Source organism: Polyangium sorediatum, from assembly GCF_029946465.1.
In the GTDB taxonomy this organism is placed as follows: Bacteria; Myxococcota_A; Polyangia; order Polyangiales; family Polyangiaceae; genus Polyangium; species Polyangium fumosum.
This window is the reverse complement of sequence record NZ_JARZHI010000022.1, coordinates 135,802-154,146: the sequence shown is the minus strand read 5'-3', so window position 1 is coordinate 154,146 and position 18,345 is coordinate 135,802. Positions and strand designations below refer to the sequence as shown.

The following is an 18,345-nucleotide window of genomic DNA, read 5'->3' as shown; positions in this document are numbered from 1 at the left end:
ACGAGCTTGCCCCCTCTTGTCTTCGCCCCGGACGGCGGCCGCGCGCGGACGAACGAAGGGCGTTCCCATGCGCGCGCCTCGGTGTAGAGTGCGCGCCATGAGGTTCGGAAAGCTCGAAGGTCTCTTCCGCTCGGCCCGCGCCCTCGCCGTGGGCCTGTCCGTGCTCGCCCTCGCCGGTTGCGGCGGCGCGCCCGCGCCCGATCCCGGCAGCGCCACGCCCGCCACGGAGCAAACCACGTCGCCCGCCGAGGGCATGCGGGGAACGCTCTCCGAGGAGGCTTTCAAGGCGCTGCACCAGCTCGACGCCACGAAAGCCCCGGCGCCGCGCGGCGAGCGCGTCACGATCGACGGCACGAGCGCCTACCTCAGCCTGCCCAAGGGGAAAACCGCGCCCCTGCCGGGCCTCGTCGTCATCCACGAATGGTGGGGCCTGAACGAGCACATCCAGCACTGGACCGACCGGCTCGCCGAGGACGGATATGCCGCGCTCGCCGTCGACCTTTATGGCGGCAAGACCGCGAAGAGTCCGGACGAGGCGATGGCCATGATGAAGAGCGTCGACAACAAGAAGGCGATGGCCACGCTCGTCGCGGCGCACGATTTCCTGGAGAAAGACCCACGCATCCAGGCGAAACGCACCGGCGTGATCGGCTGGTGCTTCGGCGGCGCCTGGTCGCTCCAGCTCGCCATGCACGAGCCCGACCTCGACGCGTCCGTGATCTATTATGGCCAGCTCGTCACGGACCCGGCCGAGCTTTCGCCGATCAAGGCGGAGATCCTCGGCATCTTCGGCAACAAGGATCAGGCGATCCCGCCGGAGGCCGTGAATACGTTCGACGCGGCCCTCACCAAGGCCGGCGTCACGCACACGATTTACCGCTACGACGCGCCGCACGCCTTCGCGAACCCCTCGCAGCCGCGGTACGACGAGAAGAGCGCGGCGGACGCCTGGGACAAGGTCCGCGCGTTTTTGCGGCGGAAGCTCGTATCGGAATGAGGCGCGGCTCAGGGCGTGCGGCTGCGATAGAGGCCGTACGCCCCGAGCGCGAACGTCGTCTCGCCGTCCGGGAGCCGCGCGACCCTCCGGAGCGGGTCGCCGCCGGGCGTCTCCCGCGTCGCCCACGATTGCCCCCCATCCTGCGTCATCACGAGCGAACGCTCGCCGCCCTGCAATTCGAGCACGACGCTCGCGTGGGACGGCGTCGCGGCCGCGACCTGCACGATTCGAGCGCCCGGCGATCCTCCGGGCGCCTGCGGGACCCAGGTCGCGCCGCCGTCCTCGGTGCGCAGCAGCAGCGCCTCTCCCGCGGCCGTCACGCCGCCGGCCCACCCCACTTGCGTGCCGGGCGCGAAATCGAGCGACACGAGTTGTTCTTCGTCAGGCAACCACCCGCTGCGGCCGGGCAAGCCACCCCGCCGGATGGTGAACGACTGCCCCTCGTTGTCACTCGTCAAAAGGAGCCCATTCTCGCCCGCCGCGACGAGCCGCCCCGATTCGAGGATCCTTAGGGCGCGGACGTACATCCCGTGTAGGAGCGAGAGTTCGCTGAACGTGGCGCCGCCGTCCTTCGACCGATAGAGCGGACGAGCATTCACGGCGCCCCGCGCGGTCGCGACGAACCCGAGCCCGCCCGGCCCGACCACGGCGGCCGCGAGCGGCTGCCCCTGCGCGGGAAAACCGTCGTGGAGGAAGGTCCGGCCGCCGTCCTCGCTGCGCAGGAAGGTCTGCTGCACGTCTTCGCCCGGGAACGCGAGCCAGAGCAGATCCTCGTAGGCCGAGAGGGAAGGGGGGCGGGTCCCCATGTCCGTGAACGCCGGGAGGTCCGTTCCCTCGTCAAAATGGAACGCGTCGTCCGTGCGGTAGAGCCGGAACTTGAACACCGCGGTCGTGTTCTGCATCGCGATCACGTAGCCACGCGCCTTCGTCGGGAAAAAGATCGCCTTGTTTTCGTTGAGGCCGTCGGGCCAATCCACGGACATCGCGTTTTGCTCGATCGGCGCCGAGCTTCGCGCCCCGTCGGTCGAGCGGCGCAGCCGGTGCGTGAGCAGGAGCCCGTGGTTCGCGGTCCCGAAGCTGATGCGGTTCGCGCCGCGCCACGAGCTCTCGAATTCGGCGCCCCACGTGCCTTTCGTGAACGTCTGCCCGCCGTCGCCCGAGGACCAGACCTCGAACGTGGTGGGCATGTCGACGGTGTTGCAATAGGTCATCACGTGGAGCGAGCCGGGCGTGCCGGCGATGCGTTGGCCCCGCGCGCATTCGGGCGAATACGATCCCCGCACCTCGAACGTATGGCCCCGCGTCGTCGAGCAATGGAGCGCCAGGCCGCCGGGCGCGCCCGGGTTGTCATCGGCCACCACGCACGCGAGCAGCTCGCTGCGCGAGACCCACAAGGAGTCGACGGAGCCGGGGTACACGAGGGGGATCTGCGTGTCGCCGTAAAACGCGCGCAGGTCCGGCTCCTGCGTCGCGCGGATCCGCGTCGTCGTGCCGATTTCGGTCGCGGCCACGAGATACCCCGGCCCCGCCTCGACCACCGTGCGTCCGCCGAAGGGAACGTACACGAAGGATGAATCGCCGCCCTTCGAATGATAAAGGCCGCCCTGCGCGGAGCCGCAGACCAGGCGGCCAAAGAAATGAATGCACCGCGTGAGCTCTTCGGGCGCCTCGGGCGAAGGGATGAACGTCCCGCCTTCGTCGAGAGAAACCCAGGCGCGCCGCGCTCCCGTCAGCACGATCGCGTGCTCGTCCGCCCACACGAAGGCGAGGTCCTCGGTCGTGCCTGCGTCGACGCGCTCGAAGCTCTCACCGCCGTCGCTGCTGTGCAATACGAGCCCGCCCTGGCCGACGATCCATGCCTCTTTGCCGTCCACGTCCACGACGTCGCGCATACGAAATGCGCTGGCGGGCAGGGGCGCGATCTCCGCCCAGAGAGGCTCTTCGCACGTATCGCCCCGCCGCACGAGCCCCGGGGCGCAGGGGGCACGCCTCGGGCTTACCGACATGAGGTCCTCGAATTCCCGGGGACCCGGGAGGCAGGACGAGAGCGAGGCCGTCGAAAGGACGATCCCGATAAACGCGCATTTTCCTGCAAGCATCGGAGCGTCTCCTCGGCCCGCGGGCAGCAAGGTGCATGCCCTTGCCTTGCGCTTCGAGCCCGGCGATGATGCGGGCCATGAAGATCATGCTCAAGCTCGAAAACCTGAAGACCGGCGAGACGTCTTTCCAGGAGTTCCCGGACGAGGAGGCGACATCGGCGTGGCTCCGCGAGCGCCCGCGCTTCACCGACGTGCTCGGCGTGGTCTTCGAGGGCCTCTCGCGCGAGCAGAACGACCGCCTGAAGGGCGCGATGCGGCCGCTCGACCCCGAGGAGCAAGCGGCCGAGAAGGCCCTCGCCAAGGTGCGCGAGAAGGCCGCCGAGGAGCAAGCGCTCGCGCGCGAGAAGGAGAACGAGGCGGCGCGCGCGGCGCACCGCGAGGCGCAGAAGTCGCTCGACCCGAACCGCCCGATGGAAGTCCGTTTCCGGTACGACACGGGCCTGCAGCTCGCCGATCAGGACGATCCGCGCGGCATCTCGGACGAGGTGCGCGCGGCGTGCATGGCGTGGATCGAGGAGCGCAACGAGTGGGTCGCCTCGCGGGGTCAAATCGTGGGCGAGGCCAAGATCACGGTCCTGCCCGGCGCGCTCCCGAAGCCCGGCGCCGACCGCGTGCAGCATGGCTCGTTCGTCCCGGTGACCGGCCCGAAAAAAGCCTGACGCGGGCCGGTCTGTCCGAATTACCCATTCCCTGAGGGCGCGCCGTCCTCATGGCCTCGCCCCACGACGGCGAGGCTCCGCGCGTCGGCCTCGTCGGCGCGCGCGAGCTCGAAGACGATTCGACCGATCCGGATGCGCGCGCCGGGCGAGAGCTCCTGCGATCCCCGCACGAGCGCATCGTTCACGAACGTGCCCGAGGTGCTCGCGACGTCCTCGATCGTGACGCGCCCTTCCTCCACGGTGATCCGCGCGTGCCGCCGCGAGACGGTATCCGACACGAGGCGGATATCGGCGCCCTCCGTGCGCCCGAAGACCTGAGCGCCCTCGCGGAGCGGGACGACGCGCCCGAGGTCCCGCGGAGGCTCTTCGAGGACGACGAGCGCGAACGACGTGGCCATGCGCGCAGGGTACCATGGCCGTAAGTGACCATTGGTCCCGTCCGCGCTTGACGACGGATCGACGGTCGCTTACGACCGCGGGTCCGTTACGGGGTCGTCGACATGCGCAGCACGAGCAAGCCCCAGGCGGGCGAGGGATGGCAGAGGGCGCACAGCGCCGAGCAAAAGGAGCAGCGGCGGGAGGCGATCCTCGGGGCAGCGGCGGAGCTCTTTCGGGAGCGATCGATGGCCGACATCTCGATCGGCGAGGTCGCCGAGCGCGCCGGGCTCGCGAAGGGAAGCGTCTATCGATATTTTTCCACGAAAGAGGAAGTTTTCCTCGCGCTCTTCCTCCAGGCGCTCGGCGCTTGGTTCGACGAGGTCATGCCTTTGCTCCGGGGCCTCGCTCGCGATACCTCGCCGAATGACGTGGCCGCGCTCGTCGTGCGCACGCTCGCGCCGCGGGAGCCCATGCTGCGGCTCCTGGCGAGCAACTCTTGCGACATCGAGCAAAACCTCTCCCTCGAGGCGGCGCGCGCCTCGAAGCGGTGGGAGCTCGAGCATATCGTTCTCGCGGGGGAGGCATTCGAGGCGGCGCTCCCGGCCTTGCCCGAGGGCGGCGGGGTGCGGGCGATCCTGCGGCTCGGCGCGCTCGTCTCGGGCCTCTGGCCGATGGGGCACCCGGTCGGGCCCATGAAAAAGGTGCTCGCGGCGCCAAAGATGGCCCCGCTGCGCGTCGATTTTTACGGCGAGCTCGAAGCCTCGTTCGGAGCGCTCCTCGCCGGCATGTGCCGCGCGTCGTGAGCCTCGCACGGCGGGGACACACGGGCAAACGCCGGAGGGGGGCCGTCGCGGCGCCGGCGTGAAGCTGGGATCGCGGCCGTCCTTCCTGGAGGATGGGGTTCATCAGGCGATGCCGGATTCGACAATCCGGGTTCCGCCCGCTCGAAGAGAAATCCGTCTTCTGACAACATCTCTCGTTGCCTTCACCCAGGAGTTCACGCGGTCGCGGCAAACGCTGGAATCCGGGGGCTGATGCAGCCCTCGCGCCCTTCGTGTTTGCGCTGCACGCGTGCCGGAGGTCGAAGGACGTCGCTGCCGCGGTCGCCGCGGAGGGCGTGCGGGCCCTCGGCGCGACGTCGGGCTCGCTCGCCGTCCTCGTGGCCGACGAGCTCTCCGTCCCTGGCACGAATGATCCGGCCCCGCGGGGGCTCGCCGCGGCGCTCTCCACGCCGGGGCCCACGCGGTTGCGGATCGCGGGGCGCGAGGCGTGGGTGGTGCGGCTCGCCGTCGGCGACAGAGTGCTCGGCATCGTCGCTTTCGAGGGGCTGCGCCGCGAGGGGCCCGCCAAAGCACGTTTGTCCCGGCTCGCGCAGCATTGCGCGCCGGTGCTCGCGCGGGTGCTCGCCGAGGAGGCGGAGCTCTCGGCGTTGCGGCAGAGCCGTGAGCTGCTCCGCGCCGTCACAGAGGGCACGCACGATTGTATCTTCGTCAAGGATCGGGACCTCCGGTACGTCATGATCAACGCGGCGGGCGCGCGGGTCTTCGGGCTCGTGCCCGAGGACGTCGTGGGCAAGGACGACAAGGCGCTCTTCGCGCAAGTCGACGCGGAGGAGATCGCCCAGCGCGACCGGGAGATCCTCACGAGCCAGCGCACGAGGATCTACGAATGCACGTCGACGACCAGCCATGGCGCGACGCGGTCCTGGCAATCGACGAAAGGGCCCTGGTACGACGAGGAGGGGCGGGTCGTCGGGCTCGTGGGCATTTCGCGGGACGTCAGCGCGCGGAGGAAGGCCGAAGAGGCGCAGCGGCTCCTCGCCGAGGTGAGCGGCATTCTCGGCGCCTCGCTGGAGTACGAGAGCACGCTCGCGGCCATGGCGCGGCTCCTCGTGCCGGCGTTCGCCGAAGGGTGCACCATTCACGTGGAGGAGGCCGGCGAGCGGTATTGCCTCGCGGCGCTCGGGCGGGGGGCGGCGTTCGCCGAGGCGCTGCTCGACCTCGTCGCGCCGGGGCGCGCGCTCGGGTTTGGCGAGCTCGACCCGACCACGCGCCGCGAGCTCGAAGCGCGCGGCATTCATTCGCTGCTCGTCGTGCCCCTCGTGATCCACGGGCATGCGCTCGGTCACATGACGCTCCTCGGCGGCGCGCCCGGGCGCTTCATGGCGGAATCGGAGCGCGCCCTCGCCGAGGACCTCGCGCGGCGCGCAGGGATGGCGATCGATCGTGCCCGGCTTTATCGAGCGGTCCAGGAGGCGAGCCGGCTGAAGGACGAGTTTCTGGCCGTCATCTCGCACGAGCTCCGCACCCCGCTCACGGCGATCCTCGGCTGGACCGGCATTCTGCGGCGGGACTCGGTGCCGGAGGCGAGCCGCGGCAAGGCACTCGAGACCATCGAGCGCAATGCACAGGCGCAAGCGCGCCTCATCGAGGATCTCATGGACATGACGAGCATGCTGGCGGGCACGCTCCAGCTCGACGCGGTGGACCTCGACCTCGCGCAGCCGCTCACGCAGGCCGTGCGCGCGATGGGCCCGCTCGCGGACGCGAAAGGGATCCGCCTGGAAACCGCATTCGAGAGGAGCGGGCCGCTCCCCGTCTTCGGCGACGACCTCCGGCTGCGGCAGGTCATCGAGAACCTGCTCGGCAATGCGCTCAAATTCACGCCGCCCGGGGGGACCGTCGAGATCGGCTGCCATCGCGGCGACAAGGCCCTGCTTTGGGTGAAGGACGACGGCGTGGGGATCTCGCCTGCGACCTTGCCGCATGTCTTCGAGCGTTTCCGGCAAGGCGACAGCTCGTCCACCCGCAGCCATGGCGGGCTCGGCCTCGGCCTTTCGATCGTGCGGTATCTCGTCGAGGCGCACGGCGGCGCGGTGGTCGCGGCGAGCCCGGGGAAGGGGCTCGGCGCGACGTTCACGGTCGAGCTGCCGTTGCGCGTCGCAAAGGCCTCGGAGGTCACCCTCGTGGAGGGATCCTCCGCGCCGCGGCGCGACGAGGCGCGCGTGCTCGTCGTCGACGACGCGCCCCCTTCCCGCGAGCTCGTCACGAGCATTTTCAAGAGCGTCCGCCCCGACGTGACCGCGGTTCACAAGGTCGCGGAGGCGGTCGTCGCGATGGCCCCGAAGCTCCCGCCCTCCCGGCAGGACACGGGCCGATCTTGAGCGGTCATGGTGTCCGCAAGAAGCTCCTCGCCACGCGGACGAACGATTCGCGCTCCTCGAATGCAGCGCCGTGGCCGGCGCCGGGCAGGACCCACAGCTTCGCGTCGGGGATCGCGCGATACATCTCGACGGCGAGCTCGACCGGATAAAGCGGGTCACGGTCGCCGTAGACGATGAGGGTCCGTGCCGTGATCGTCGCGAGGTGCGGCGGCGTGAAGCTCATGTCGTCGTGGCGCGCGGCGAACGCGCGGCCCTGTTCCCACAGCGCTACGATTTGCGCGTCGCCGCGCGCGTGCCGCTCGCGCATGTCGCGCCAATCTTCTTCGGACCTTCCTTCCACGGTCATCTGCCGCATGAGGGCGCGCGCTTGCTCGGGAAAGTACGGGGCCGCCGCAGCGATCACCATGGCCTCGACGCGGCTCGGCTGCTGCGTCGCCATGTGCAAGAGCACGTTGGCGCCGCCGCTGATGCCGAGGGCGCGGAATCGATCGATCCCGAGCTCGTCGAGGAGCGAATACATGTCGCGCGCGACGTCCCGAAACACGAACGTGCCGCGGGGATTTCCGGAACGGCCGTGGCCGGGCAGGTCGGGGACGATGGCACGGAACCCCTCGTGGAGGGTTTCGCCGAAATGCTGAAAGTCGCGGCCGCATCCGGTGAAGCCGTGCAAGAGGACGAGCGGATCGCCCTCGCCGTGGATGTCGACGTGTATCTCGATGTCGCCGCGGATGTGCATCTGACTGCTGTGTACGCTCATGGTCGAACACCTCTCCTTCCGGCGAACGGGAGGGTCCCTCATTCGCTCGTGGCGTCGTCCTTCATGTAGGCCTGCCAGGCTTCGATGTCGTACAGGCCGAGGTGCGCGATGGCTTCGCCGTAGGTCCGGATGAGGTCGTCGAACGAGGCACTCCTGTCGCCCTCCGGGTCGACCCGGATTTGCATTCCGACCCAATCGACCCATTCGACCGGCGTGGGCGCGAATTCACGGAAGTAGGCGGTCTTCTCCTCGGCAGAGCGGCCTTGGGCCCATTGCCACCACGCCATCAGGTAGCTCTCACCGTTGCCCATGCGCCAGTGAATGCTGTACCGCGGGATCGCCGGATACCGGAGCCACGGCGGGAGCGGCGAGGTGCGCCCCTGCGCGCGGAGCTCCCGCTCCAGCAACGCTTGATCCTCCGCCTCCTCATCGAACGGCTTGTCTTTGTCCTCCGCCACGAAACCCTCCTCGCGGGCGTCCAGGGGCGCGCCGCAGCGCCGGGCAGTGTCGGAGACACGTCGGGGTGGTGTCAAGTCGCTCGCTTTGGATAGGTGAGCGCGCCCGAGCGGTCGACGCGGGGTTTCTGGAAATGCACGCGGAGCGTTTGTTCCAAGCAAGCGGCCGCGCACGGGTTTCTCAGCGGATCAGCGTGGTCCTTGCTTTGCAACCCCTCGGGCGGCTGCCGTCGTGGGCAGTCGTGGAAAGTCCAGGATGGAGGGAATGCCCATGCGTTCATTCACGATCGCGCGTGCCGCGGTGCTGCCTCTCTTCGGCCTCGTGCTCGTTGCTTGTTCGGTTGGGGGAGACGAGGATCTCGCGCTGGGGCGGGAGAACGCGTCGGGCGCCGAGAAGGGCCGAGAGCCCCAGGTGCCCTCGAAAAGCCGAGAGCCCCAGGTGCCCTCGAAAAGCCGAGAGCCCCAGGTGCCCTCGAAAGCCGGAGAGCCTCAGGTGCCCTCGAAAGCCGGAGAGCCTCAGGTGCCCTCGAAAGCCGGAGAGAAGGACGACTCGCTGGCTGACGACGTGGAGTTCGTGCCGGTCGAGGGCGACGCTGGTCACGTGACGGACGGCGCGTTGTCCGAGGGCAAGGATGTCGAAGGCAAGGAAATCGAAGGCAAAGGCATCGAGGGCAAAGGCATCGAGGGCAAGGAAATTGAAGGCAAAGGGATCGAGCCGTCGGTGCCAAGCGACATCGGCAAGGGCGGGGTGACGAAGGAGCATATGCCGAGCGAGGTCGGCAAGGAGGCCGGCGCAAAGGAATCGGATCTCCCCTCGAAGGGCGACATCCCCTCGAAGGGGGCTTTCGGCTCGAAAGGTGTTCTCCCCTCGAACGCTGTTCGCGAGGTGAACAGCGCTTGCCCGAAGGCGCAGGGGGTCGAGGTCGTCGGGGCTTGCGTGCAGGCGCTCACGTACGCGAAAAACCCGGAGACGGGCGAGTGCTGCGTGTATGCGACGCCCTGCGACGTGCCGAAAACCTGGGAGGCGTCCTTCGTGGCGGAGGCCGTTTGCCAGTAGCGTCGTTGCGGCGCGATTGACAAGACGCGATCCCCTCGGCTTAGATGCCCGGCCATGGAGCCTGTCATCGTGGACGAGGGGGGCGTGACGGTCGTGGAAGGCCAGCCGGACCAGGCATTTCTGACGAGCGCGCGGGACGTGGATCGCGTGATCGAGGCCTGCTTCGGGAGCAGCGCCGGGTGCGTCCTTCTTTACGCGTCGAACCTGCCGGTGGCCTTCTTCGACCTCAGCTCGCGCGTGGCCGGGGACATCCTGCAAAAATTGAGGAACTATCGGATCCGGCTCGCCGTGGTATGCCCGCCGGGGAGCGTCAGCCATAGCAGCCGGTTCGGCGAGATGGTCACCGAGGAGAACCGCGGGGAGCATTTCGGGATGTTCGAGACCCGTGCCGAAGCCGTGGAATGGATCCACGCCTTCGCCTGAAGCGCGCTCATTTCGCGCCCACCCGCACGTACGTCCCCCCCGTGCGACCGAGCGTCTCCGGCGTGTACATCTCTTCGATGTGCGTCGGCGGTGCCACGAATCGGCCGACGTGGGCCGCGCGGGCGAGGTAGCGGAATTTGCGGATGCCGGCGGGGAGCCTGTCGATGAAATACACGACGCGGTCGTCGCGCATTTCGCGCCGCTCGGCCGGCGTCGCCTCCAGGCTCGCGAGCCACGGGCCGCCGACGTGGTGGGCGAGCCGCAAGGGTTCGAGGCCGCCGGGGACCGGGTCTTCGAGGACGACGAAGCGGCGCGGCTCGCGGGTGACGACCTCGATTTCGCAAAGCACGACCTGCCCGGGATCGAAGCGGGGCTCGGCCTCGGCGCTGGCCGCGAGGACGGGGCCGCCGAGGTCCGCGACGGGGCGGAAGGATTTGGTCACGTAAAACCCGGCGTCGAGCGGCTCGCGTGGCATTTCCAGGCGGGCATACCGGAGGATGGCCTCGTAATGGAGGTGGCCTCCGCCCGCGGCCTCGAACGTGAGCGGCGCGCCGCGGCCGCGAAGGAGGGCGGGCATGGGCACGAAGGCCGTGCGGCGGATTTTGCCGGATTCGCCGCCGAGGGGCGCGTCCGCGAGCAAGGTATCGCCGAGGAAGACGCGCGCCTCGACGGGATCGAGGGGCGCCGGGTTTTTCTTGCGGTATGCGTCGAGCGCGAGCAGGGCCCAGGCGGCCTCGTGGGTCGTGCGGTAAGCGCCGCCGGCGCGCGCGTCGATGAGGCCACGCGCGAGGCGGGCCGCGAGCGGGTGCGTGGGGTTCGTCGCGACGAGCGCGCGCAGCGCCGCCGCGTCGGTGCGCACGCTGGAATCGAAATCGTGCGAGGGATGGGCCTCGGACGCGCGTGCCAGGTGCGCCGCGGGGCCGTCGATACGGATGTTCGTTTCGAGGTCGCGGCGGAGCTCGCGGGCTTCGTCCGCGTCGGCGCGGCCTGCAAGGACGAAGGCGTGGAGCAGCAGGGCGCGCGCGAAGAGAGGCAAACGCGCACGTTCGCCGAAGAGCGCGCGCATTCGGCTCTCGTCGGCGCGTCGGGCCCCGGCGAGTACGTCGAGCGCGAAGGCGGCTCGTTCGAGCGCGGAAGGGTCCGCCGCGGGGAAGGGGGCCGCGAGGCTCGCTACGAGAGCGCGGGTCGCGCGATCGAGGGCGCCTTCGGGCACGGGCAAGCCGCGGCGGTGCGCTTCGTCGAGGCCCCATAACGCATAGGCCGTGATATAAAAATCTCCCTCGGAGGAGCCGGGCCATAGGCCGAAGCTCCCGTCCTTTTGCTGGTGCGTGAGCAGCCGCTCCACCGAGGTCCGGAGCGCGGCATCGACGTCGCCGCTTTTTTGCGGGCCCGTTTTTCCGGGCACGAGCGGCACGCCGAGGGAATCGGCGAGGTCGCGGAGCGCGAGGAGCGGGACCATGCGGCTCACGGTTTGCTCGGTGCATCCGTACGGGTATTCGACGAGCTGCTCGATGCCCGCGCCGAGGCCTGCGAGCGGGGTCGAGGCGAGGGATATCGTGAGGCCGCCGGTGTCATTTCGCAGGCCTGCGAGGCTCCCGAGGCGCTCGGCGATGGCCGAGGACGTCTCGCCCGTGAGGGTCGCGGTTTCGAGCGTCGTGGGTACACCAATCTGGGCGTCGAGGTCGACGCCGTCGGATTCGTCGTCCAGGTGGGCATCGAAGGAGAGGCGCGCCTTTCCAGCGGCGTCGGCGCGGAAGGGAAAACGCACGAGCGCGGAATGCTCGGGGTCGACCGTGGCCTCGCGGCGCATGGGGCCCGCGGGCGTGAGGCCGCCCTCGGCGCTCGCGGTCACGACGGTCTTGCCGCCGGGGATGTCGAGCGCGGACACGATCACGGAGGCCTCGAATTGGTCTCCCGCGCGCAAGGCCAGAGGAATGCTCGGGCGGGCCATGAGGTGCTTCGACGTGACGACGGTGGAGTCGTCCGAGCCCGTACGATCGTCCTCCGCCACGGCCACGGCCATGAATCGATAGGCCGTGAGGCCGTCGGGCAAGGTGATGCGGCGCTTCACGCGGCCCGTCGCGTCGGTGAGCAGATCCGGGAGGAAGGCCACGGTTTGTCGGAAATCGCCGCGTCGGGGGCCGATGCTGGTCGCGCCCATGCGGACCAGGGGCGGCTTCGCGCGGCGGCCCCCCGAGAACGTGCGGAGGAGGTCGTTCCGGACGTCCTCCGTCAGAATATTCCCATCCCGTGGCGCATAGATCGCGCGGAAGGGCTCGGGCGTGAGGTAATAGGTGACCATGAGCGAGCCCTCGTCCGCAGCCCACAAGGTGACCTCGGCGCGCACAGGTTTGCCCGCGGCGTCCTTGGTGATGACCTCGACGTCGAGCGTCTCGCCGGGCGCCGCCTGGAGCTTGCTCGGGCGCACCTCGACGTCGAGCTTGCGGGCCTCGGCGCTGACCTCGATCGGAGCCGAGCGCGATTCCGAGCGGTTGCCGAGGAACGTGGTGACCGTGATGTCCGCATTGGGCATCATGGAGAACGTGACCGGAATCTCGACGACCGTCTGCGTGCCCGCGGGCGCGAGGGACACGACGCGCCGGAAGAGCAAGCCCTCGCGTTCGACCGTGACGAGGGCCTCGGTCGTCTTCGAATGCGGAGATTCGAGGACGACACGGGCCGTTTGTCCGACCTGATACTTGATGTGCTCGATGCGCAGGGCGAGCTCCGGCGGCGGAGGGGGCGGAGGCGGAGGCGGTGGGGGCCGCGGGGAGGCGGGAGGCGGGTTCGTGGGCGGGGCCGGGCGCTCGACGCGGAGCGCATACGAGGCTGCGGCGCGGCGGCCCTTTTCGTCCTTCGTCGTGGCGCGGACGATGATCTCGGGGTCGTCTTCCGTCTCGACGCTCTGCGCGGGAATCACGAAGTCACAGCCGACGGGCGCGGGGCCGCTCTTGACGTCGCAGGCGCCGAGCGGGCTGTCTTCGACGACGATGCCTGCACGGCCGACGCGGCGGCGCGAGAATTCGAGGTGGACCGGGCGCGCCTGCCGGTCGCCCGTCGAGGTCACGACGAGCACGGTCGGCGTGATCTTGTCGCCCGGCTTGACCGAATTCTGCTCCGGCACAGCGAGCGCGACGAGGACGCCGGCGGGGTGAACGAGCGCGCTGCCCTCGGCGTAGCGTGTCTCCTGGTTGAGATCCGTCACCTCGACCTTGCAGGCGACCGACTCGACCGCCGTTTGGCCGGGCAATACGACCGGGACCACGAGGGAGAAGGCGCCCTGGCCGTCGAGCTTGCCCGTGCCCCGGGCGATCTGCGCCACGGGCGCCCGCACGTCATGCTCGGTGAGCACGTACTCGGTGAGGCCTGGGACGCTGGGCTCGCCGAGGCCGCGGGTCACGACGATCGAGGCGCGGCCGCCAGCCATCGGCGCGCCGTAGAGCATCTCGCCCTGCGCGGTGCAGGTCATCCGTTCGCCGGGCTCGTAGACCTGTTTGTCGAGGAGCGCCGTGGCCTTGCTCTCGACGGGGCGGTAATGATCCACGGAAAAGCCCCAATAAATGCGCTCCCCGTCGAGCTCGGCCTCGGCGCGGTAATACCCGAGCGGGGCGTCCTCGGCGAGGGGGACGAGGGTGGCGAAGGTGCCGAAGCGCGAGAGGACGTGCCGCGAGGTGCTGATGGGGCGGCGCTCGGGGTCGAGGATGCGCAACGTGACCTGACGGCCGCTCGGCGTATCGAGGCCCGCCGTGACGGGGACGCGGAGGACGCCTTTGAGCTCCACGCGTTCGCCAGGGCGATAGATGCCGCGGGCGGAGAAGAGGCGGCCGACGGGCTCCGGCGCGCGAGGGACGGTGAGGGATTGGTACATCCAATCGTCGCCGCTCCGCGCCACGACAGCGAGCTTGGCTTCGGGTTCGCCGGCTTTTCGCGGGGGAATGCGCAAAGGGAGGGCCGCGAGGCCCTTGTCGTCGGCCACGGCCGCGCCGAGGATCGAGGGGTGGCCGCCGTTCGGAATGTGGTGGACCTCGACCCGCGCGCCTTTCACGGGCGACGTGCTAGAGAGGCGCGTCAGCCAAACGAGCGCCTCGTCCGGGGCGATCTTCGTCAAGGGGCCGAGGTCGGTCAATTGCATTTCGTGTTCGACCGTCTGCGGCGGCTGCCCCGGCGCGCTGCGATACGTCCCGCGGACGAGCACCGGGCCACTCGTGATGCCTGGAGGCAAGTGGTCCTGGACGGCGAGGTCCGACCAACGGTCCTGATTGCGTTTGCCTGTGTGCGGCGCGAAGCTCGACGCGGGCGAGAGCGGGACCTGGGTTCCGGCGAGCCGCGCGAGGGCTTGCGTCGGGTCGAGCGGGAGCAACGAGACGGTCGCGTCGACGGTGTTCGTCACGCCAATTGGCAAGATGCGCTGTTCCGGGACCCAGTATGTGCCCCGCGCGCCGATGACGAGGTTGGCGGGCGTGTCCCCGAAACGAACCTCGCGTTTCACGGCCATCGGGAGGCGCTGGCCGTGGATGTCCTGGAAGGCGCGGCGGGCGCCGCTGGTGCGGAGCTCCAGGCGATAGGTTTGGCCGGGCGCGAAGTCTCCGCGGATGTAGACCTCGCGGCTCGATTCGCCGTCTTCGTAGGCGCCGCTCACGTAATACGCTTCGGGGAGGGGGTCGATGACGATGGCGCGTTCGAGGACCTCGTCCGAGACGGGCGTCGCGAATGTGAGCGTGAGCGTGCCGAGGGTCGGGTCGCAGCGATCCTTTTCGAGGGGATGCGGCTGGCAAGCGACGGAGACGAGGCCCGCGGGGCCGAGGGTGCGAAATCGGATTTCCTCGGTCTTGCCCGCCGGGAGTTCGCCTGCGGCGCCGCGGAGCGAGGCGTCGATACGCACGACGACGTTCGTGTCGCGCGGAAGCGGGGCGCGCGGAGCGAGGACGGCGCGATCGTCGGTCACCTCGACGATCGAAAAAGGCACGGGGCCGCGGCCCGCGTCGATCGTGACGGCCCGCGTGACCTCCGCGGCTTTCACGGGTTGCGTGAAAAAGAGCGTGATCGGCGCGTCCGGGCGAATGCTGGTTGCGCCCTGCGCGGGCTCGCTGCCGGAGAGGGTGGGCCGCGGGGTCGCAAACGAGAGGACGAACGGGGCTTCGAGGGTGCTGCCGTCGAGCGCGCGGGTGCCTGCGGGGACCTCGACACGGAAGGGCGTCGCGGGAGGAAATAGTTTTGACGGGACGAACTGGAGCGCGCTCGATCCGACCCAGGAGAATGCGCCCGGGTGGGCCGGGGTGATCTGGACCGGGGCATCGGGCGCGCCGGGATCCGCGCCGAGCGCGCGCATGGGTTTGCTGAAGACGAGCGTGATTTCAGGGCTCGCGCTGGTGTCGCCGTTTGGGCCGGCGAAGACGACACGAAGCGGGCCGGCCTCGGGGGGGCGAGGGGCGAGGGCCGCGCGAGGGGCGAGCTCGCCCCGGACGGGCGCCGCGGGAGGTTTCAGCGGAAGTGCGCCGGGAAAACAGGCCGCCGAGGCGGCGGCGAGGGCAACGAGCAAGGAGGCGGCGGGCGAGGGGCGGCGGAAACGCATGAGGACTCCGAGAGCGACAGGTGAGGACGCCCGAGGTTCCCCAACTCATTCGTCTTTGGCAGGACGGTAAAGCTCCACGCCCGAAGCACCAAACGTCGTACGCAAAGGCTCGCGTTCGCCATGAGGCCACGCCGCGGGGGTATGGCGCAAGAGAGGATGGGGGCGGAGGGATTCGAAGAGGACGTGGCAAGGGTCGTCGGCCGCGCCGCCGAGCTCGGGCATTGCGTTGAGCCCGAGGCCGGGGCGGTCCCGCGGGGGCTCGTCGCCGAGGGCCTCGGCGAGGGCGCCGGCCATGTCGAGCAAGGCCTCACGAGTGCGCGCGTCCGCGCTCGCACGGGCGGCCGTGCGCATGGCCTTCACGGCCGGGCGAGCTTCCTGTCCGAGGACGTCCTTGCCAGCGGCGGAGAGGGCCGTCGCGAGCGAGAGGCGCAGCTCGGGCGAGCGCGTGGCGAGGAGGCGCGCGACGAGGCGCGGGGCGATTTCGGGAGGCCATTCGTCGGCCTCGCGCGCGAGGGCGTGGACGGCGCGGATCGAGGGGTCGTCCGGGGTCGCCAAGGAGGATGCAATACGCGCAAGGGCGGCGGCGAGCGCGGCGCCGCGGGCCCCCTCTTCGAGCAGGACGACAGACGCGGCGAGGGAGCCGGGCGAGGCGCCGGCGGCAATACGCGCGAGGCGCGGGACGTGCTCGGGGAAATGGGCGAGGACGGCATACAGGCGCGCGCGTTCGTCGAGGGTCTCGGCGTGGACCGATTCGAGGCGCGGGAGGGCCTCGGGCGCGGCCGCGCGCTCGATGGTGTCGAGCAAATACGAGGCGACGCGGGGGCAGGCGCGGACGTCGTCCCGGTCGAGGAGGCGCACGAGCTCCTCGCTCTCGGTCGGGTCGAGGCCACGCACCTCGAAGGCGACGGTGGCCGCGAAGAGTTTGTCGGGGTGGGTGTCGCGCAGGTGTGGCACGACGAACCGGTACCGACCGGGCGGGAGGATACGTTCGCCGCCCAGGAGGGGGAGCTCGGAGACGATCGTCGCCGCGGAGGGGGCGATCTCGGGCTGGGCGGAGACGGTGAGGCAATACCCTTGGGGGGGCGGAAACGCGCGATAGACGTCGTCGAGGCCGAGCCGCTCGATCGTGCCGAAGAGGCCGGGCCAGTGGCGCGCGCCGCGGATGGGGTCGGGGTTCTTGTTGACGAGGCGGAACGCAGAGAAAGGAGTATCGCCCTGGTGGGGTTCGAGGAGGACGAGGGACGTCTCGCCGCCGGGATTCGTGGGTTCGGACGCGGGCGGGTCCGGCGCGGCGATCGCAGGGCCGCGTGCGGCGGCCTCACCCCCGCGCGGGAGGGTCGGCGCGCCGCACCCGACGACAAAAAGCAGGCAGAGCGCCGCGGGAGCGCTCGCGAGGCGGGCGGAACGAGGCATCGCGGCATCGTTGGACGCGTGGGCGTCGATTGCCTTGGGCTTCCTCGATTCTGGCGTGCTGGGCCCGCTCACGTCCGTCGCCATGGATCGTTTCGTCGCGCCTCGCGCGGTAAGAGGGCGCGCTTGCGGGGGTACGAACGGCTCGATAGACTCCGCCGCGATGTCCAAGGAGACGTGGGCCTGCGATCCGTCGCCGGGGCGGTATCGAATCGGGGAAGGTCCGTTTCGCGTCCGCGGCGTCATGTACATGGGGTATTTCGAGTACGCGACCAAGCGCACGCTCGGCGGCTTGCCGGCCGTGTACGCCGCGATGGCCCACCCCGAGGTCGAGGCATTTCTCGAACATACGATTTTCCTCGCGGCGTCGAGCTACGACATCGTGCCGATCGTCCATTTCGCCCGCGCGCTGGCGAAGGTCGAAGGGATGCCCTTCGACAAACTCGTGCGGGGGCGCGCGCGTCACGCAGGCGAGCACAACGTGATGGGGCTATATCGCGCCCAGATGCGCAGCTCGTCGGTCGGAGACATGGCCGTCCGGCTGCCGCGGATCTTCGAGCGGTATTTCGGCCATTGCCGCGCCGAGATGTCGCACGCCGGCGAGGGGCTCGTGGAGGGGCTGTTCGCCGGGATGCCGGCGCCCTTGCTCGGGTATTACGTGTGGTGCAACGAGGGTTTCATCGAGGGGGCGCTCAGCGCCGCCGGCGCGCGGGACGTGCGATATTCGTGGTCGGCCCCGATTCCGGACGGCGAGCGCGACGGGACGCCGCAAAAGGCCGTCACGGTCCGGATCACCTGGGCGGTTTGAGCGAGGGGGCGGGAGCTCGGCAAGCCGAGCTCCCGCCCCCTTCCGCCCCCGCTCATTCGTCGTCCTCGTCCTCCGGCACGACCTTCCCTTCGTAAAGGGCAAACGCGACCTCGAAGCCGTCCTCCTCGAACGACGCGACGACGTCGTCGAACGAGGCATTCTCGTGATACCCGAAGCCGATCTGATCCGTCGGGCCGAGCACGCCCTGGAGCGCCTCGCTTTCGGCCGCGGCGAACGAGCGCAGGACGCCGAGCAAGGTCTCGGCGGCGCCACGCGGGACGGGCTTTTCGGGGTGCCGCACGAAGAGCTCCATCAGGTCCGCGTCGTCCTCGATCAGGAACCAGATGGGCCGCTCGGCGTACTTCTTGACGAGTGTGGCGTCGGCGAATCCGCGCAGATCCCCGAATCGACCCAGGACGACCGTGGGCGCGAGCTCGTCCTCGTCCTCGTCCTCCTCGCCTTCTTCGCCCTCGTCGAGCTCGCCCTCGTCGAGCGGCGAAGGCTCCTCTTGCTCAGGCGCTCGTCCTTGCGCCTTCGGGTCCCGTCGTTTGTCCATCGTGCTCACCG

Annotated in this window: 14 protein-coding genes; 7 read left to right on the top strand and 7 right to left on the bottom strand. The window is 69.8% G+C overall.

The features are described from left to right. Positions 1 to 97 precede the first annotated feature (97 nt). Positions 98 to 997, top strand: a complete 900-nt coding sequence (locus QHF89_RS24515) for a dienelactone hydrolase family protein (RefSeq protein ID WP_136970212.1) — start codon at positions 98 to 100, stop codon at positions 995 to 997. A gap of 8 nt (positions 998 to 1,005) precedes the next feature. Here QHF89_RS24515 and QHF89_RS24510 read toward each other — a convergent pair whose 3' ends face one another. Next, positions 1,006 to 2,889, bottom strand: a complete 1,884-nt coding sequence (locus QHF89_RS24510; RefSeq protein ID WP_136970213.1) for a WD40/YVTN/BNR-like repeat-containing protein — start codon at positions 2,887 to 2,889, stop codon at positions 1,006 to 1,008. A gap of 284 nt (positions 2,890 to 3,173) precedes the next feature. On the opposite strand from QHF89_RS24510, the gene QHF89_RS24505 reads away from it, so the two are divergent. Then, the gene (locus tag QHF89_RS24505; protein ID WP_136927706.1) at positions 3,174 to 3,755 is read left to right on the top strand and encodes a hypothetical protein; all 582 of its coding nucleotides are present in this window, start codon (positions 3,174 to 3,176) and stop codon (positions 3,753 to 3,755) included. A gap of 20 nt (positions 3,756 to 3,775) precedes the next feature. Here the strand turns inward: QHF89_RS24505 and QHF89_RS24500 are convergent, their stop codons facing one another. Then, on the bottom strand, positions 3,776 to 4,153 hold the full coding sequence (locus QHF89_RS24500) for an FHA domain-containing protein (RefSeq protein ID WP_136970214.1): 378 nt from the start codon (positions 4,151 to 4,153) through the stop codon (positions 3,776 to 3,778). A 102-nt stretch (positions 4,154 to 4,255) separates the two neighbouring features. On the opposite strand from QHF89_RS24500, the gene QHF89_RS24495 reads away from it, so the two are divergent. Together QHF89_RS24495 and QHF89_RS24490 are read left to right on the top strand one after the other, a co-directional pair. After that, positions 4,256 to 4,936, top strand: a complete 681-nt coding sequence (locus QHF89_RS24495) for a TetR/AcrR family transcriptional regulator (protein WP_136970215.1) — start codon at positions 4,256 to 4,258, stop codon at positions 4,934 to 4,936. Between the two features lie 251 nt (positions 4,937 to 5,187). After that, positions 5,188 to 7,296 (top strand): PAS domain-containing sensor histidine kinase, encoded by a 2,109-nt coding sequence (locus tag QHF89_RS24490; protein WP_284720896.1) that lies wholly within the window; start codon positions 5,188 to 5,190, stop codon positions 7,294 to 7,296. A gap of 4 nt (positions 7,297 to 7,300) precedes the next feature. Here QHF89_RS24490 and QHF89_RS24485 read toward each other — a convergent pair whose 3' ends face one another. Continuing rightward, positions 7,301 to 8,053, bottom strand: coding sequence for an alpha/beta fold hydrolase (locus tag QHF89_RS24485; RefSeq protein WP_136970217.1), 753 nt, complete (start codon positions 8,051 to 8,053; stop codon positions 7,301 to 7,303). A gap of 38 nt (positions 8,054 to 8,091) precedes the next feature. After that, on the bottom strand, positions 8,092 to 8,511 hold the full coding sequence (locus tag QHF89_RS24480; protein ID WP_136970218.1) for a hypothetical protein: 420 nt from the start codon (positions 8,509 to 8,511) through the stop codon (positions 8,092 to 8,094). A gap of 517 nt (positions 8,512 to 9,028) precedes the next feature. Here QHF89_RS24480 and QHF89_RS24475 point away from each other — a divergent pair. Together QHF89_RS24475 and QHF89_RS24470 are read left to right on the top strand one after the other, a co-directional pair. Then, a complete protein-coding gene (locus QHF89_RS24475) occupies positions 9,029 to 9,565 on the top strand; it encodes a hypothetical protein (protein WP_136970219.1) in 537 nt (178 codons plus the stop codon). A 54-nt stretch (positions 9,566 to 9,619) separates the two neighbouring features. Next, positions 9,620 to 9,988 carry a DUF4180 domain-containing protein gene (locus QHF89_RS24470; RefSeq protein ID WP_136970220.1) on the top strand — a complete coding sequence of 123 codons (369 nt, stop codon included), beginning with the start codon at positions 9,620 to 9,622 and terminating at the stop codon, positions 9,986 to 9,988. A 7-nt stretch (positions 9,989 to 9,995) separates the two neighbouring features. Here the strand turns inward: QHF89_RS24470 and QHF89_RS24465 are convergent, their stop codons facing one another. Next, complete coding sequence (locus tag QHF89_RS24465) at positions 9,996 to 15,560, bottom strand: alpha-2-macroglobulin family protein (RefSeq protein ID WP_284720895.1); 5,565 nt, start codon at positions 15,558 to 15,560, stop codon at positions 9,996 to 9,998. Positions 15,561 to 15,605: 45 nt separating this feature from the next. After that, positions 15,606 to 16,973, bottom strand: coding sequence for a hypothetical protein (locus tag QHF89_RS24460; RefSeq protein WP_136970223.1), 1,368 nt, complete (start codon positions 16,971 to 16,973; stop codon positions 15,606 to 15,608). A gap of 160 nt (positions 16,974 to 17,133) precedes the next feature. On the opposite strand from QHF89_RS24460, the gene QHF89_RS24455 reads away from it, so the two are divergent. After that, complete coding sequence (locus tag QHF89_RS24455; RefSeq protein WP_136970224.1) at positions 17,134 to 17,778, top strand: hypothetical protein; 645 nt, start codon at positions 17,134 to 17,136, stop codon at positions 17,776 to 17,778. Positions 17,779 to 17,830: 52 nt separating this feature from the next. Here the strand turns inward: QHF89_RS24455 and QHF89_RS24450 are convergent, their stop codons facing one another. Next, positions 17,831 to 18,343 carry a hypothetical protein gene (locus QHF89_RS24450; protein ID WP_284720894.1) on the bottom strand — a complete coding sequence of 171 codons (513 nt, stop codon included), beginning with the start codon at positions 18,341 to 18,343 and terminating at the stop codon, positions 17,831 to 17,833. Positions 18,344 to 18,345 lie beyond the last annotated feature (2 nt).

What these genes read in the sequence shown, in the direction of transcription:
- QHF89_RS24515 (WP_136970212.1), top strand. Translation starts at nt 98, where the DNA reads ATGAGGTTCGGAAAGCTCGAAGGTCTCTTCCGCTCGGCCCGCGCCCTC.
- QHF89_RS24510 (WP_136970213.1), bottom strand. Translation starts at nt 2,889, where the DNA reads ATGCGCGACGTCGTGGACGTGGACGGCAAAGAGGCATGGATCGTCGGC.
- QHF89_RS24505 (WP_136927706.1), top strand. Translation starts at nt 3,174, where the DNA reads ATGAAGATCATGCTCAAGCTCGAAAACCTGAAGACCGGCGAGACGTCT.
- QHF89_RS24500 (WP_136970214.1), bottom strand. Translation starts at nt 4,153, where the DNA reads ATGGCCACGTCGTTCGCGCTCGTCGTCCTCGAAGAGCCTCCGCGGGAC.
- QHF89_RS24495 (WP_136970215.1), top strand. Translation starts at nt 4,256, where the DNA reads ATGCGCAGCACGAGCAAGCCCCAGGCGGGCGAGGGATGGCAGAGGGCG.
- QHF89_RS24485 (WP_136970217.1), bottom strand. Translation starts at nt 8,053, where the DNA reads ATGAGCGTACACAGCAGTCAGATGCACATCCGCGGCGACATCGAGATA.
- QHF89_RS24470 (WP_136970220.1), top strand. Translation starts at nt 9,620, where the DNA reads ATGGAGCCTGTCATCGTGGACGAGGGGGGCGTGACGGTCGTGGAAGGC.
- QHF89_RS24465 (WP_284720895.1), bottom strand. Translation starts at nt 15,560, where the DNA reads ATGCGTTTCCGCCGCCCCTCGCCCGCCGCCTCCTTGCTCGTTGCCCTC.
- QHF89_RS24460 (WP_136970223.1), bottom strand. Translation starts at nt 16,973, where the DNA reads ATGCCTCGTTCCGCCCGCCTCGCGAGCGCTCCCGCGGCGCTCTGCCTG.
- QHF89_RS24455 (WP_136970224.1), top strand. Translation starts at nt 17,134, where the DNA reads ATGTCCAAGGAGACGTGGGCCTGCGATCCGTCGCCGGGGCGGTATCGA.